We start from the raw sequence: 13,510 nt of genomic DNA on the forward strand, positions 1-13,510 counted from the left end.
GGCAACGGGCGCCGCGGTCGGTCACGCATCATTCGAAAGCCGCTCCCGGTTCGCGCCGGGGGCGGTTTTCTTTTTTGGCCTGTTCGATCCAGACGCCGACATCGGGCGGCGCGCAGCCCTTGCGTTCGGCGCAGTCCGCCTTGGCGCATGTGCAGGCGGGGAACAGGCAGCCGTCGCCGTTCAGGTCGGTTGCCCGCACCGCCAAGTCGTAGCGGACGCCGCGCATGATGGCGGGGCCGGCGGTGCTGTGGCGTTCGTAATGCTCCACGACATGGCGCACGCGGGTGAGCAGTTCTCGCCGTTGATCGTTTCCCGGGTCCATGCAGTCGCCCCCAGTCGCCAGTGATTGCAGCCATGAACAGGGACGCCCGAAAGGCGCATCCTGTTCCGGCATCCAAGCGCAGTACGGCGCAAGGGGAACTCAACGCACAGGAATGATGCGGCAGCCCGGCTGTTGGCACGCCAGTGAACAACATGAGTGACCAGGATGGGAGAGCATGATGGATCGCGATCGGCTGCACCGCGTCGCCAAGGCCCTGGGCGACGTCCGCCTCTACGAGAAGCACCACACCGGTGAATTCATCACCATGCGGCTGCGCGACTCCCTGGCCGACAATCCCGGCTACGACAAGGAGGAGGTGGACAAGAAGCTGCTGGAACTGGCGCGGGTCGCACTGGAAGCGGCGGAATAAGCGCGGCGGGGGTGACGAAGCGGCGGGCGGCCTGTTGGTGGGGGTGAAGCGTCCACCAGAGGGAGAATGCCGCCATGGCCGAGGAAAAGACGTCCGATATGCCGCAGAATGATCGGGCCGGCGGTGACCGTCCCGCCACCAAGCCGATCCCGGTGAAGCCGGCGGTCGAGCCGATGAGCGACAAGGACGAAGCACCGCCGGGCACGCCGGGCACGGGCGAGAACATCGATCCGAAGACCGGCGAGAGCTATGTGCAGGGGATCGGCGGGGCTTGATGGGTAGGCGTCGGCTGGCGATGCCCCCTCCCTAACCCTCCCCCGCTCTCGGCCGGCCGAAGGCCGGTCCGATCACGGGAGAGGGGATCATCGTCCCATTGCGAACTCATTTGTTCCTGCCAAAGCTCAATCACAAACGAAAAGGGCCGGCTCCTGCGAGCCGGCCCTTTCGGATTCAACGCACCCGCGTCACGCCACGAAGGGCGGAACCGCGGTGAAGTTGGCGGCCTTCTCGACGACATGGCCGACGCGCAGCAGCGTCTCCTCGTCGAAGGGGCGGCCGATCAGCTGGAGGCCGAGCGGCAGGCCGTCGGCGCCGAGACCGGCGGGGACCGACATGGCCGGGAGACCGGCGAGGTTGATCGGAACGGTGAAGACGTCGTTCAGGTACATCTGCACCGGATCGTCCATCTTCTCGCCGATGGCGAAGGGCGTGCTGGGGGCGGTCGGCGTCAGGATCACGTCGCAGCTCTTGAACGCCTCGTCGAAGTCCCACTTGATGCGTGTGCGCACCTGACGGGCCTTGTTGTAGTAGGCGTCGTAATAGCCGGCCGACAGCACATAGGTGCCGATCAGGATGCGGCGCTGCACTTCCTTGCCGAAGCCGGCGCCGCGGGTGTTCTCGTACATTTCCTTGAGGTTGCCGCCCTCGACCCGCAGGCCGTAGCGGACGCCGTCATAGCGCGCGAGGTTTGACGATGCCTCGGCCGGCGCGATGATGTAGTAGGCGGCCAGCGCGTATTTGGTGTGCGGCAGGCTGACCTCGACCGGCTCGGCACCGGCCTCCTTCAGCCAGGCGATGCCCTGGTCCCACAGCGCGGCGATTTCCGGCGACAGGCCTTCCACCCGGTATTCCTTCGGGATGCCGACGCGCAGGCCGCGGATGTCGCCGGTCACCGCGGCGCGGAAATCCGGCACCGGCATGTCGACGGAGGTGGAGTCCTTCGGGTCGAAACCGCACATGGAGCGCAGCATGATCGCCGCATCCTCGACCGTGCGGGTCATCGGCCCGGCCTGATCCAGCGAGGAGGCATAGGCGACGATGCCCCAGCGCGAGCAGCGGCCGTAGGTCGGCTTGATGCCGACGGTGCCGGTGTAGCCGGCCGGCTGGCGGATGGAGCCGCCGGTGTCGGTGCCGGTGGCGCCCAGCGCGGCGCGCGCGGCGATCACCGCGGCGGAACCGCCCGACGAACCGCCGGCGACGATCTTCTTCTCCCAGGCGCCGGGCGCGCCGGGGCTCCACGGGCTGACCGTCTCGCCCTGATGGGCGGTGATGGTGGCGGAACCCATGGCGAACTCGTCCAGGTTCACCTTGCCCAGCATGACGGCGCCGTCGCGCCACAGCTGGGAAGTGACCGTGGATTCATACTCCGGCTTGAAGCCGTCCAGGATGTGGCTGCCGGCGGTGGTCGAAACGCCCTTGGTGCAGAACAGATCCTTCACCGCGATGGGCAGGCCGTCCATCGGCCCGGCCGAGCCCTTCGCGCGGCGCTCGTCGCTGGCCTTGGCCATCGACAGGGCGGCGTCGGGGGTCTCGGTGATGAAGATGTTGAAGGGCCGCACGGCCTCGACCGCGCGCACATGCGCCTCGGTCAGTTCGACCGCGGTGAACTCCTTCTTGGCGAGGCCGTCGAGGGCCTCCGCCATCGTCAGATGCGTGAGCGCCGTCATCACTCGACCACCTTGGGCACGACGTAGAAGCCTTCGGCCGTTTCCGGACCGTTCGACAGGACCTGCGCGGCGTAACCGCCGTCGGTGACCTCGTCCTTGCGGCGGCGCAGCTTTTGCGCGGCCACGCTGGTCATCGGCGGCACGTCCTTCGTGTCGACCTCGTTGAGCTGTTCCACGAAGGTCAGAATCTGGCTCAGTTCCCCAGCCAGGGATTCCAGTTCCTCGTCCGGCACCTTGATGCGGGCCAGATGCGCGATCTTGGCCACCGTGGCCTTGTCGAGCGACATGCCTCTACTCTCTTCCAAAACATTGGAAATCGGCCGCGAAGCTATCACCCGCGCACGCGCACCGCAACGTTTGCGGCCCGCGACCCCTCAGAAGGCGTCCGGATTGCCCGCGTTGGGGCCGGCGGCCAGCGCCAGCGGGCATCCGCAGGACCGGCAGGAGGTCTGCCGGAGCACCTGCAGCACCCGGGCGTCGGGCAACGCCAGCCCAAGCGCGCGTTCCACCGCGACGATCTGGCGCTTGTGGTCGGCGCTAGCGCCGCAGGCAACATCCAGCATGGCGCCATAGTCGGACCGCGGCTGGGCCGTGATCGCCCTCGCCCCACCGGCCGCGAAAAGGCCGGCACCGCCGGCAGCCAGCCCGGCCAGCACCGCACGCCGGTTCGCACCCGCCCCTGTCCTGCTCATCCGTCCGCTCCGTCGATGGGATGACCGACTATACGCCGCACGGGCCGGCGCGCCAGCGGCCGAATGATCAAGCAAGTGGACGCTCAGGCGGCGATGCGCGATGCCGACTGCCAGCTGGCATGGTCCATGCGCAGCTTGAACAGCGCGATCGGGTCGCCCCAGGGCGTCACCCGCGTCTCCAGCGCGATCGGCGTCAGGCCGAGCTTGGCATAGAGCAGCAGGGCCGGCGTGTTGGTGTTGAAGCAGTAGAGGGTCAGCTCGGGCAGGTGGTGGTGGTCGAAGGCGCGGCCGATCATCGTCCGCACCAGATATTCGGCGATGCCGCGGCGGCGCAGGGTCGGGTCGACGCTGACATTGCCGATGCTGGCGGTCCGGCCGTCCTCGAAAGTGGCGTAGTTGGCATAGCCGACGACCCGTTCCCGCCCGTTTTCGGACAGGGTCACGACGGTCGGGTCGCGGCGGGTGCCGAGCGTGGCCCGGACCTGCTCCGGGGTCAGCGGCCAGGCCGCGCGCGGGAACAGGAAATACAGTTCTTCCGCGCTGCGGGGGAATCCACAGATGGTCGGGATGTCGCCGTCGGCAAGCGGCCGGTGCGACAGGATGGGCGGGGTCGATGCGCAGCTCATGATTAGAAGAATAAGTATCTTGAACAACAACTCAAGCGATCTTGCGGTGACAAGGCTGCGGCCCTATGGTCGGGTGATGATCCACACCCTCTCCGAACTCGCTGCCCGCCTGGGCAAAAACCAACGTTTGCTTGGCCTTGACGTCGGCACCAAGACCGTCGGGCTGGCGGTTGCCGATCCGGGACTGATCGTCGCATCCCCGATCGGAACGCTGAAGCGAACCAAATTCACCCAGGACGCGCGTGAGCTTGGCAAGACCATCCGCGACTACGGCATCGGCGGTCTGGTGGTCGGGCTGCCGCTGAACATGGACGGGACGGAGGGGCCGCGGGCCGAATCGGTGCGCGCCTTCGCCAAGAATCTGCTGGAGCGCCCCGACCTGCTGGGCTGGGAGGCCGAGATCGCCTTCTGGGACGAGCGGCTGTCGACCTCGGCGGTGGAGCGCTTCATGATCGGCGAGGCCGACATGACCCGCAAGCGCCGCGACGAGGTGGTGGATAAGATGGCCGCCGCCTACATCCTGCAAGGCGCGCTCGACATGCTGGCCAACCAGCGCCGCCTCGCCGCGGAAGCGGAAGAAGAGGACGACCGGAACGACGATTACGACGACCGGGGCTGAAACGGGTTTCGGCGACAGTTCAATCAGAGACAGCCGGCCGAAGCAGCGCGGCGCGGCGAAGCAGCCCCGCCGGGTCAACTCCTTGTGACCACAGCAGGGCGCCGGCTTTGACCAGAGCGGCTGGCGTAGCAGGGGTGAGCGCCAGCGCCCGGCAGTAGCACCCCTCCGCCAGAGCGACATGGCCGGCGACGGCCAGCTTTTCCGCCGCCGCCAGCAGGCCATCCATTGCCATGGCGAGATCGCCGTCGAGGTTCAGCGCCCCGGCGAACGCCTGCACCGCAGCCGGCAAATCGCCTTGGCTTTCCAGCACCAGCCCGTAGGTGGCCCACCAGACGGCGACGCCGGGGCGGGCTGTGATGGCCTGGGCGATCAGTTCCTGCGCCTCGGCCCAGCGGCCGGCCTGCGCAGCGATCAGGCCTTGGCGGTAGATGCTTTCGGCCTGATCCGGCGTCATCGTCATACGTCCGTTCTTACGAGTCGCTGCGGCCGAGCTGGTCCATCAGCTCGCGCCATTCGCGCTTGGACATGCCACTGGCTTCCTGCGTCACCGGCTCGCCGGCCAACAGGCGCTTCACCACGTCCAGCCCGGTGCGCGACAGGTGGGCGCCGCCCATGCGGTATTCCGTGAACGACTCGAAGACCGCCGGGACCCAGCGCTTTACCACGTCCAGCATGGCGTCGGCATAGACGCGGATCTCGTACTGGGCGTGGGCATCGGCGCGCAGCGACAGGAAGTGCAGGAGGTTGTGGAGATCGACCTTCCAGTACCACTGCGTGTAGTAGTTCAGCGACAGGTTCATCCGCGCCAGTTCGCGCGCCAGCCCCTGGCGGGACGGGTCGATGACGGTGCCGTCCTCGCGGTGGTTCAGCATCTCTTCATAGTGGCTGTAGGCGCGCTCGGAATCCTCGCGCAGCAGCCGCATGACGTCGGCCGCCTCCTCGCCCTCCAGCACGTCGCCGCGGCCCTGGCGGTTCACCACGGCCTGGGCGCCCAGCTGTTCCGGCGCCGGCACGTAGAACTCGCGGTCGAGGATGGAATAGCGGGCCGAATATTCGTTCACGTTCGCGGTGCGGTGGCGAATCCACTGGCGGGCGACGAAGATCGGCAGCTTCACATGGAACTTGATCTCGCACATCTCGAACGGGGTCGAGTGGCGATGGCGCATCAGATACTTGATGAGGCCGGAATCCTCGCTGACCTTCTTGGTGCCCTTGCCATAGGACACGCGCGCCGCCTGCACGACCGCCGCATCGTCGCCCATATAATCGATGACGCGGACGAAGCCGTGGTCCAGCACCTCCAGCGGCTGATAGAGGATTTCCTCCAGGGCCGGGACGGTGGCGCGGCGGGTGGTGGCGGTGACGGCGCGCAGGCGATCGATTTCGTCGCGCTGCTCGGGCGTGATCGGCATGGTGACTCCGGGGTTACGGTGCCGGCTGTCTTATCAGACCGCGTGGCTATCGGGAACGGTGAACGAACGGTTCGGCCCGCGTCAACGCAACGCATTCGGCGATCATGCACACACCCCCTTCCCTTGCCGGACGGGAGTGCCTATATTCGCGTCGTCGGTTCGCCGACTATGGCGATAAACGCCTTGTGGAATAAGCGTTGTGGACCCGGGGGCGGTACCCGGCGCCTCCACCAACCATACACCGGACTCGTTGACCGGGGTCGTTGGGGGCGAAATAGGATCGACACGCGTGGTAAAGGCATGGTTTTCGCTCGGCATGGTTCCGCCGTTATCGGGCCGTTGCAATAGTTGCCAACGACAACGTTGCTCAGGCTCGCCTCGCTGCCTAACGGCGGCTGGTAGCCTAAACCTAATCCCCGAGGGTTAGCGCCTAAGGGTGGGGCCGTGGGCCGCCTAGCAACAGAAGGCCCACACCTCTTCTTCCCAGCGTCCGCAACCGGCCTTTCCGCCGGCGGGACGCCAGACCGATGCGTTATCAGGGATCCGCCCAAGCATGCCGAAAGAGCAGCTCCGCTATGACCGCATGGTCGAGACCGCGTTGCGCGGCGTTGTCCGCGACGCGCTGACCGAGGTTGCCGAGCGCGGCTTGCCGGGCAATCACCATTTCTACCTGACCTTCCGCACCGGTTTTCCCGGCGTCGATATTCCGGACTATCTGGCATCCCAGTATCCCAACGAGATGACCATCGTCCTGCAGTTCCAGTACTACGGTCTGGACGTCACGGACGATCATTTCGAAGTGACGCTGAGCTTCAACAACGTGCATGAGCGGCTGGTGATCCCCTTTGCCGCCATCACCACCTTCGCCGACCCGTCGGTGAATTTCGCGCTGCAGTTCCAGCCGCTGGCCGCCGCCGAATCGGCAGAGGTCTCCTCCATCCCGCCCCGCCCCGCTGCCGAGCGCGCCGAGGAAAAGGTGGAGGAAGCCGCTCCGGTCGAAGAGCCCAAGCGTGGTGAGGTCGTGGCGCTGGACGCTTTCCGCAAGAAGTAACCGTCTTCCACAAATGCCCGCCCAGCCGCCCAGCGAATATGTCGTCACGCTCTGCGAGATGATGGCGTCGCTGGGTGACGTGCGGGCGCGCCGCATGTTCGGCGGCTATGGCCTGTCGATCGACGGGCTTACCTTTGCGCTGGTCGCGGACGAGACGCTGTATTTCAAGGCGGACGACGTGAACCGCTCCGCGTTTGCGGAGTTGGGCCTGGAGCCCTTCCGGCCGATGCCGGACAAGCCGACCACCCTGTCCTACTACCCGCCGCCCGACTCGGCCCTGGACGACCGCGACGAACTGCTGCCCTGGGCACGGTCCGGGTTCGAGGCGGCTTTGCGGGCTGCCGCGAAGAAGGCGGCGAAGGCGGGGCGGAAGAAGAAAGCCACCGCGGAATAAACCCTCTCCCGTGGCGGGAGAGGGATATTCACGCATCCTCAGATATTCTCCGCCATGTGGACGGTCGCGTTGCTGGCCTGGGCACTGGTGGTGCGCTGGCGCATCTGGCGGGCGAAGCGCAGGGGGTTGGGGAGGAAGTTCAGCATCGAGCCGAGCTTGCCGACCGACGAGGTCGCCTTGCCCACCGCCATCACGTCGGCCAGCCGGCGGTCGATGAAGGCGCGGGTCTCCACATGGCCCTCCGACTTGTCGTCCAGCCAGTAGAAGGTGGAGGAACTGACCACCGCGGACAGCAGCGCCCGCTTGGTATAGTGGTTGTAGTCGGTGGAGGTGTCGCCGGCGGCGAACCACATGGCGTCCACCGTGCGGTAGAGCAGCCGCAGGCCGAGCGCCACATTCTGCGGCATCGCCAGGTAGGAGAGCTGCCGGCGCTTGGCCTCGCGGTAGGGCTCCAGAACCTCGAAATAGGTGCGGACGGCGAGAGAGATGCGCTCGCGCACCTTCATCTCGGCCAGCGGCTGGGCCTCCAGCCGGTCGAGCATCTGGCGGTCGGTCCAATCGGCGAAATGCTCGACCGCGTCGGTCACGCCGCCGGGGAAGGCCCGCAACAGCGCGGAGGGCTCGTGGCCGGCCATCTGGGTTCCGTCGCGCAGGGCCTGCAGGCTCCAGCCGTCGAACACCACATTGGGCAGGCTCGCCACCAGGATATCGTCGCGAAGCTTGTCGATGCTCATGGCCAACTCTCCCTGCGCCCGCCCTCAGGTCCGGGACGGCGCGTCCGTGGCCGCGGCAAGCGCGGCGTTGATATGATGCATCTCCTCGGTGCAGACGAGGAGCCGAAGATCATCCATGCGATCAAGATAGAGCACGCCATCCAGGTGGTCGACCTCGTGCTGGACCACACGGGCATGGAAACCGGTTGCCTCGCGTTCGATCCGGGCGCCGTCCAGGCCGTAACCGCGATAGCGGATGCGCCCATAGCGCGGCACCAGACCGCGCAGGCCCGGGATCGACAGGCAGCCCTCCCAGCCCAGGACCTTGTCATCGGACAACGGCTCGATCACCGGATTGACCAGGACGGTGTTCGCCACCTCCTCCCCTTCGCCGCGGTCGGCGGGAACGCGGAAGACGATGATCCGGCGCGACTCCGAGATCTGCGGCGCAGCCAATCCGACTCCGGGAGCATCCAGCATGGTGGCGATCATGTCGGCCGCCAGCCGGGCGACGGCGGGATCGGTGGGGTCGGCGATGGGCTCCGCGATCTTGCGGAGCACGGGATTGCCCATCCGGGCTATTGGAAGCACTGGCATGCCGCTATATCTGGAGTGTGGATGGGGCTGGAGCAACCGTTTCCTGTGGGTTCCTGCCCGGCCCATGCTTGCGGACCGAAGACACCCCTTCACAAAGGCGATGGGGCGTGCTACACACTGCGCCCACACAAGGGGTGCGCCCGCCGCGCATGCCTATTTGTTGCCTTTGCGCAACATGCTTCACTTGGAAGGGTGACGGTTAACGTGCAAGTTCTGGTCCGAGATAACAACGTCGATCAGGCCCTCCGCGCGCTCAAGAAGAAGATGCAGCGCGAGGGCATTTTCCGTGAAATGAAGCTCCGCCGTAACTACGAGAAGCCCTCGGAGAAGCGTGCGCGTGAGAAGGCTGAAGCGGTGCGTCGCACCCGCAAGCTGCTCCGCAAGCGGATGGAACGCGAGGGCTACTAATCGTCGGTCGCTTTTAGCGACTGCGATGGGCGCGTGTGATGCGCGCCCAAGACCCCTTGTGTCTTGCACCCGACCGTCCCGCGATCTTCGCGTGGGCGGTTTTGGTGTATCTGCGCCATTCTGCGTGGCCCGATTGTGCGCCGGGCAAGCGTATTGAATGCTCAGCGAGCCATTGCGCCGCAGCCAGTATCGGAGAGGCCCGATCATGAGTGCGTCCAACCTCACCGCCCGCCAGTCGGTCCCGGCGCTGCGTGCCCGCAAGGGAGGCGAGCCCATCGTCTGCCTGACCGCCTACACCGCTCCGGTGGCCCGGCTGCTCGATCCGCATGTCGATCTCCTGCTGGTCGGCGACTCGCTGGGTATGGTGGTCTATGGGCTGGACAGCACGCTGCCGGTGACGCTGGACATGATGATCGCCCATGGCGCCGCCGTGGTCCGCGCGTCCGAGCGCGCCTGCGTCGTGGTCGACCTGCCCTTCAGCAGCTACCAGGAAAGCAAGGAGGCGGCCTTCCGCGCCTCGGCCCGCGTGATGGCGGAGACCGGCGCCCAGGCGGTCAAGCTTGAAGGCGGGATCGAGATGGCGGAGACGGTGGCCTTCCTGACCGCCCGCGGCATCCCGGTGATGGGCCATGTCGGGCTGACGCCGCAATCGGTGAACACGTTGGGCGGCTACAAGGCGGTCGGTCGCGATGCCGAAGCAGCGGAGCGGATCGCCGCCGATGCCCGCGCCATCGCCGAGGCCGGCGCCTTCACCCTGGTGATCGAAGGCACGATGGAGCAACTCGCCCGCCGCATCACCGAAGAGGTGGCGATCCCAACCATCGGCATCGGCGGTTCGCCGGCCTGCGACGGTCAGGTTCTGGTCACCGACGACATGCTGGGCCTGTTCGGCGCCTTCCAGCCGAAATTCGTCAAGCGTTACGCCAATCTCGGCGAATCGGTGAGCGAAGCCGCCGCGACCTATGCCGCCGAGGTGCGGACTCGCGCCTTCCCAGGTCCGGAGCATTGCTTCGGGGTCAAGAAGGCGGCGACGGTTTAAATCCCTCTCACGCACTTCGTTCTTCCTCCGTTCCAGGCGATCCGTTACAGTCCGGCCGCCATGGATGCACCCTCCCCAGCCCTGATCCCGCCCAACGTCGCCGCGTGGTTCCGGTCGCGCGGCTGGGCGCCGCACCCGCATCAGGTCGCCATGGTGGAGGCTGCCGAGCGGGGCGAGAGCGCGCTGCTGATCGCGCCGACCGGCGGCGGCAAGACGCTCGCCGGCTTCCTGCCCTCGCTGATCGAGTTGGCGGAACGGCCGCGCGACGGCCTGCACACCCTCTACATCTCGCCGCTGAAGGCGCTGGCCGTCGACATCCAGCGCAACCTGGAACAGCCCATCGCCGAAATGCGGCTGCCGATCCGGGCGGAAACCCGCACCGGCGACACCCCGGAGGCCAAGCGCAAGCGCCAGCGCACCCATCCGCCGCACATGCTGATGACGACGCCGGAAAGCCTGGCCCTGCTGCTGTCCTACACCGACGCCGACCGGCTGTTCCGCAACCTCCGCTGCGTCATCATCGACGAGTTGCATGCGCTGGCCGGCACCAAGCGCGGCGACCTGCTGGCGCTGGGGCTGGCGCGGCTGTCCCGCCTCGCCCCCGCCGCCCGGCGGGTCGGGCTGTCGGCCACGGTGGCGGAGCCGGAACGGCTGTTGGCCTGGTTGTCGCGCTGCGGCCGGCATGACGGAAGCGACTCCGACGACGTCCGCCTCGTCCTCGGCCGCTCCGGCGCGCAGGCGGAGGTGGAGATCCTGACCTCGCAGGAGCGGGTGCCCTGGGCGGGCCACATGGCGATGCACGCCATGAAGGAAATCTACGAACGCGTCCGCCGCCAGCGCACCACCCTGCTGTTCGTCAACACCCGCGCCCAGGCCGAGCTGGTGTTCCAGGCGCTGTGGCGGGTCAACGACGACAACCTCCCCATCGCGCTCCACCACGGCTCGCTGGCGGTGGAACAGCGCCGCAAGGTCGAAGGCGCCATGGCGCGCGGGGAGTTGCGGGCGGTGGTCGCCACCTCCTCGCTCGACCTCGGCATCGACTGGGCGGCGGTGGACCTCGTGGTGCAGATCGGCGCGCCCAAGGGATCGAGTCGGCTGGTCCAGCGCATCGGCCGCGCCAACCACCGGCTGGACGAGCCCAGCCGTGCCCTTCTGGTTCCCGCCAACCGTTTCGAAGTGCTGGAATGCCGCGCCGCGCTGGAAGCGGTGCACGATCACACCCTGGACGGCGAGGCGCCTCGGCCGGGCGGGCTGGACGTGCTGGCGCAGCATCTGCTCGGCATGGCCTGCGCCGCCCCCTTCCTGGCCGACGAGCTGTATGAGGAGGTGGTCTCCGCCGCCCCCTACGCCGCGATGACCCGTGACGAATTCGACGACGTGCTGGATTTCGTCGCCACCGGCGGCTACGCGCTCGGCGCCTATGAGCGGTTCCAGCGGTTGACGCTGCGCGAAGACGGCCGGATGGCTGTGGCCGGCCCGGCGGTGGCGCGCCAGTACCGGATGAATGTCGGCACCATCACGCAGGAGGCGCTGCTGCGCGTCCGCCTGAACCGCGGTCCGGTGCTGGGCGAGGTGGAGGAGTATTTCATCCAGGGCCTGACCCCCGGCGACACCTTCCTGTTCGCCGGCCAGCTTCTGAAGTTCCTCGGCGTGCGCGAGATGGAGGCGCAGGTCGCCAAGGGCGGCACCGGCGATCCGAAGGTCCCCGCCTATGCCGGCGGCCGGCTGCCGCTGACCACCCATCTGGCCGAGCGGGTGCGCGCCATGCTGGCCGATCCTCGCCAGTGGGACGGGCTGCCGGAGGATGTGCAGGAATGGCTGCGGCTGCAGCGCTACCGCTCCGTCCTGCCCAACCGCGACGGGCTGCTGGTGGAAACCTTCCCCAAGGCCGGCAAGCAATTCCTCGTCGCCTATGCCTTCGAGGGGCGGAATGCGCACCAGACGTTGGGCATGCTGCTGACCCGGCGGATGGAGCGGTTCGGATTGGGGCCGCTGGGCTTCGTCGCCACCGACTATGTCTTGGCGGTGTGGTCCTTGCGTTCGCCCACGGACATGGACGCGCTGTTCGACCAGGACATGCTGGGCGACGATCTGGAAGCCTGGATGGATGAGTCGTCGATGCTTCGGCGGACCTTCCGCAACGTGGCGCTGATCGCCGGGGTGATCGACCGCCGCCATCCGGGGCAAGAGAAGACCGGGCGGCAGGTCACCTTCTCCTCCGACCTGATCTATGACGTGCTGCGCAAGCACGATCCCGGCCATGTGCTGCTGCGGGCGACGCGGGCTGATGCGGCCGGCGGGCTGACCGACATCCGCCGCCTGTCCGACTTCCTGGCGCGGGTGCGCGGGCGGATCACCCACAAGGATCTCGACCGCATCTCCCCGCTGGCGGTGCCGGTGATCCTGGAGATCGGCCGCGAGCGGGTGGACGGCAGCGCCACCGACGAACTGCTCGCCGCCGCCGAGGCCGAACTGCTGGCCGAGGCGATGCCGGAACTCGCCCCGCCCAAGCCGACCGCTGCCAAACGTGCCAAACCGGAGCAGGGCCGGTTGATCCTGTGATGAGCCTCACTGAGAGCACCGGCCACGCGGCGCTGACGCTGTGCGGCGCCGATCTGCTGGCTGACGCGTCGGGCGCGCTGCTGTGGCCGGCGGAGGGCATGCTCGCCGTCGCCGACCTGCATCTGGAGAAAGGCTCCGCCTTCGCTGCCCGCGGCCGGATGCTGCCGCCCTACGACACGCGGGCAACGCTCGACCGGCTGGCGGAGTTGATTGCTCTGACGCGGCCGGCGCGCGTGCTGTGCCTGGGCGACAGTTTCCACGACCGCCGCGCGGCGGAGCGTATGGACCAGGCCGATGTGGAGCGTCTGCGCGGCCTGACCGCCGCCGTCGCCGACTGGGTGTGGATCACCGGCAACCACGATCCCGAACCGCCGCAGGGGCTCGGCGGCCGGGTGGTGGCGGAGCTGTCCATCGGCCCCCTCATCTTCCGCCACGAGGCGCAGCCGGGCGCCGTCGGCGAACTGTCGGGCCACCTGCACCCGGCCGCCGCGCTGGCGCTGGCCGGGCGGCGGGTGCGCGAGCGTTGCTTCGCCCATGACGGCGCCAAGCTGATCCTGCCGGCCTTCGGCAGCTTCACCGGCGGGCTGAACGTGCTGGACGCCGCCTTCGACGGGCTGCTGGCGCGGCGGTTCGAGGTGCTGATGACGGTGCGCGGCCGGGTCTATCGCTTCCCCTGCGCCCGTTTGTCGCCGGACCGCATGCGCTGACGCTCTGGCCGAAGCGTGAGCGCGGCCTATATCGGTTGGTCCGGAGACGACC

Annotated in this window: 18 protein-coding genes and 1 other RNA gene; 10 read left to right on the plus strand and 9 right to left on the minus strand. The window is 67.8% G+C overall.

Translation table 11 applies throughout. From position 1 onward, the window contains the following. Positions 1-28: 28 nt before the first annotated feature. Complete coding sequence (locus ACWPKK_RS07850) at positions 29-322, minus strand: hypothetical protein (RefSeq protein WP_452002530.1); 294 nt, start codon at positions 320-322, stop codon at positions 29-31. A 175-nt stretch (positions 323-497) separates the two neighbouring features. Between ACWPKK_RS07850 and ACWPKK_RS07855 the strand changes: the two genes are divergently transcribed. Together ACWPKK_RS07855 and ACWPKK_RS07860 are read left to right on the plus strand one after the other, a co-directional pair. After that, positions 498-692: a hypothetical protein gene (locus ACWPKK_RS07855; protein WP_324866597.1), complete on the plus strand. Its 195-nt coding sequence runs from the start codon at positions 498-500 to the stop codon at positions 690-692. 74 nt (positions 693-766) lie between these two features. Further along, entirely contained in the window at positions 767-967 is a 201-nt protein-coding gene (locus ACWPKK_RS07860; RefSeq protein ID WP_324866599.1) for a hypothetical protein, read from the plus strand. A 189-nt stretch (positions 968-1,156) separates the two neighbouring features. Here ACWPKK_RS07860 and gatA read toward each other — a convergent pair whose 3' ends face one another. From gatA to ACWPKK_RS07880, 4 genes are all read right to left on the minus strand, one after another. Next, on the minus strand, positions 1,157-2,638 hold the full coding sequence (gatA, locus tag ACWPKK_RS07865) for an Asp-tRNA(Asn)/Glu-tRNA(Gln) amidotransferase subunit GatA (RefSeq protein ID WP_452002534.1): 1,482 nt from the start codon (positions 2,636-2,638) through the stop codon (positions 1,157-1,159). Continuing rightward, entirely contained in the window at positions 2,638-2,925 is a 288-nt protein-coding gene (gene gatC, locus ACWPKK_RS07870; RefSeq protein ID WP_014248134.1) for an Asp-tRNA(Asn)/Glu-tRNA(Gln) amidotransferase subunit GatC, read from the minus strand. Before gatC ends, gatA begins: the two co-directional genes overlap by 1 nt. Positions 2,926-3,012: 87 nt before the next feature. After that, entirely contained in the window at positions 3,013-3,330 is a 318-nt protein-coding gene (locus ACWPKK_RS07875; protein ID WP_452002536.1) for a hypothetical protein, read from the minus strand. A gap of 83 nt (positions 3,331-3,413) precedes the next feature. Beyond that, positions 3,414-3,956: a GNAT family N-acetyltransferase gene (locus ACWPKK_RS07880; protein WP_452002539.1), complete on the minus strand. Its 543-nt coding sequence runs from the start codon at positions 3,954-3,956 to the stop codon at positions 3,414-3,416. 73 nt (positions 3,957-4,029) lie between these two features. Between ACWPKK_RS07880 and ruvX the strand changes: the two genes are divergently transcribed. After that, positions 4,030-4,575 (plus strand): Holliday junction resolvase RuvX, encoded by a 546-nt coding sequence (gene ruvX, locus ACWPKK_RS07885; protein ID WP_452004741.1) that lies wholly within the window; start codon positions 4,030-4,032, stop codon positions 4,573-4,575. Between the two features lie 19 nt (positions 4,576-4,594). Here ruvX and ACWPKK_RS07890 read toward each other — a convergent pair whose 3' ends face one another. Both ACWPKK_RS07890 and thyX read right to left on the minus strand, forming a co-directional pair. After that, positions 4,595-5,035 (minus strand): hypothetical protein, encoded by a 441-nt coding sequence (locus ACWPKK_RS07890; protein ID WP_452002542.1) that lies wholly within the window; start codon positions 5,033-5,035, stop codon positions 4,595-4,597. A 10-nt stretch (positions 5,036-5,045) separates the two neighbouring features. Beyond that, positions 5,046-5,987: an FAD-dependent thymidylate synthase gene (gene thyX, locus ACWPKK_RS07895; RefSeq protein ID WP_452002545.1), complete on the minus strand. Its 942-nt coding sequence runs from the start codon at positions 5,985-5,987 to the stop codon at positions 5,046-5,048. A gap of 114 nt (positions 5,988-6,101) precedes the next feature. Between thyX and ssrA the strand changes: the two genes are divergently transcribed. From ssrA to ACWPKK_RS07910, 3 genes are all read left to right on the plus strand, one after another. Further along, positions 6,102-6,462: a transfer-messenger RNA gene (ssrA, locus tag ACWPKK_RS07900) on the plus strand. Positions 6,463-6,540: 78 nt separating this feature from the next. Next, positions 6,541-7,038 carry an SspB family protein gene (locus ACWPKK_RS07905; RefSeq protein ID WP_452002548.1) on the plus strand — a complete coding sequence of 166 codons (498 nt, stop codon included), beginning with the start codon at positions 6,541-6,543 and terminating at the stop codon, positions 7,036-7,038. 13 nt (positions 7,039-7,051) lie between these two features. Further along, on the plus strand, positions 7,052-7,432 hold the full coding sequence (locus tag ACWPKK_RS07910; protein WP_452002551.1) for a TfoX/Sxy family protein: 381 nt from the start codon (positions 7,052-7,054) through the stop codon (positions 7,430-7,432). A gap of 38 nt (positions 7,433-7,470) precedes the next feature. On the opposite strand, the gene ACWPKK_RS07915 is transcribed toward ACWPKK_RS07910, so the two are convergent. Both ACWPKK_RS07915 and def read right to left on the minus strand, forming a co-directional pair. After that, a complete protein-coding gene (locus tag ACWPKK_RS07915; RefSeq protein WP_452002553.1) occupies positions 7,471-8,166 on the minus strand; it encodes a COQ9 family protein in 696 nt (231 codons plus the stop codon). Positions 8,167-8,190: 24 nt separating this feature from the next. Beyond that, entirely contained in the window at positions 8,191-8,742 is a 552-nt protein-coding gene (gene def, locus ACWPKK_RS07920; RefSeq protein ID WP_452002556.1) for a peptide deformylase, read from the minus strand. A gap of 204 nt (positions 8,743-8,946) precedes the next feature. Here def and rpsU point away from each other — a divergent pair, with 204 nt between their 5' ends. The 4 genes from rpsU (at position 8,947) to pdeM (ending at position 13,458) form a co-directional block, all read left to right on the plus strand. Next, the gene (gene rpsU / locus ACWPKK_RS07925; RefSeq protein WP_012974546.1) at positions 8,947-9,150 is read left to right on the plus strand and encodes a 30S ribosomal protein S21; all 204 of its coding nucleotides are present in this window, start codon (positions 8,947-8,949) and stop codon (positions 9,148-9,150) included. 205 nt (positions 9,151-9,355) lie between these two features. Further along, positions 9,356-10,189, plus strand: a complete 834-nt coding sequence (panB, locus tag ACWPKK_RS07930; protein ID WP_452002559.1) for a 3-methyl-2-oxobutanoate hydroxymethyltransferase — start codon at positions 9,356-9,358, stop codon at positions 10,187-10,189. Positions 10,190-10,249: 60 nt separating this feature from the next. After that, positions 10,250-12,751 carry a ligase-associated DNA damage response DEXH box helicase gene (locus tag ACWPKK_RS07935; RefSeq protein ID WP_452002561.1) on the plus strand — a complete coding sequence of 834 codons (2,502 nt, stop codon included), beginning with the start codon at positions 10,250-10,252 and terminating at the stop codon, positions 12,749-12,751. Continuing rightward, positions 12,751-13,458 carry a ligase-associated DNA damage response endonuclease PdeM gene (pdeM, locus tag ACWPKK_RS07940; protein WP_452002562.1) on the plus strand — a complete coding sequence of 236 codons (708 nt, stop codon included), beginning with the start codon at positions 12,751-12,753 and terminating at the stop codon, positions 13,456-13,458. Before ACWPKK_RS07935 ends, pdeM begins: the two co-directional genes overlap by 1 nt. Positions 13,459-13,510: the final 52 nt, after the last annotated feature.

The organism is Azospirillum largimobile, assembly GCF_977007025.2.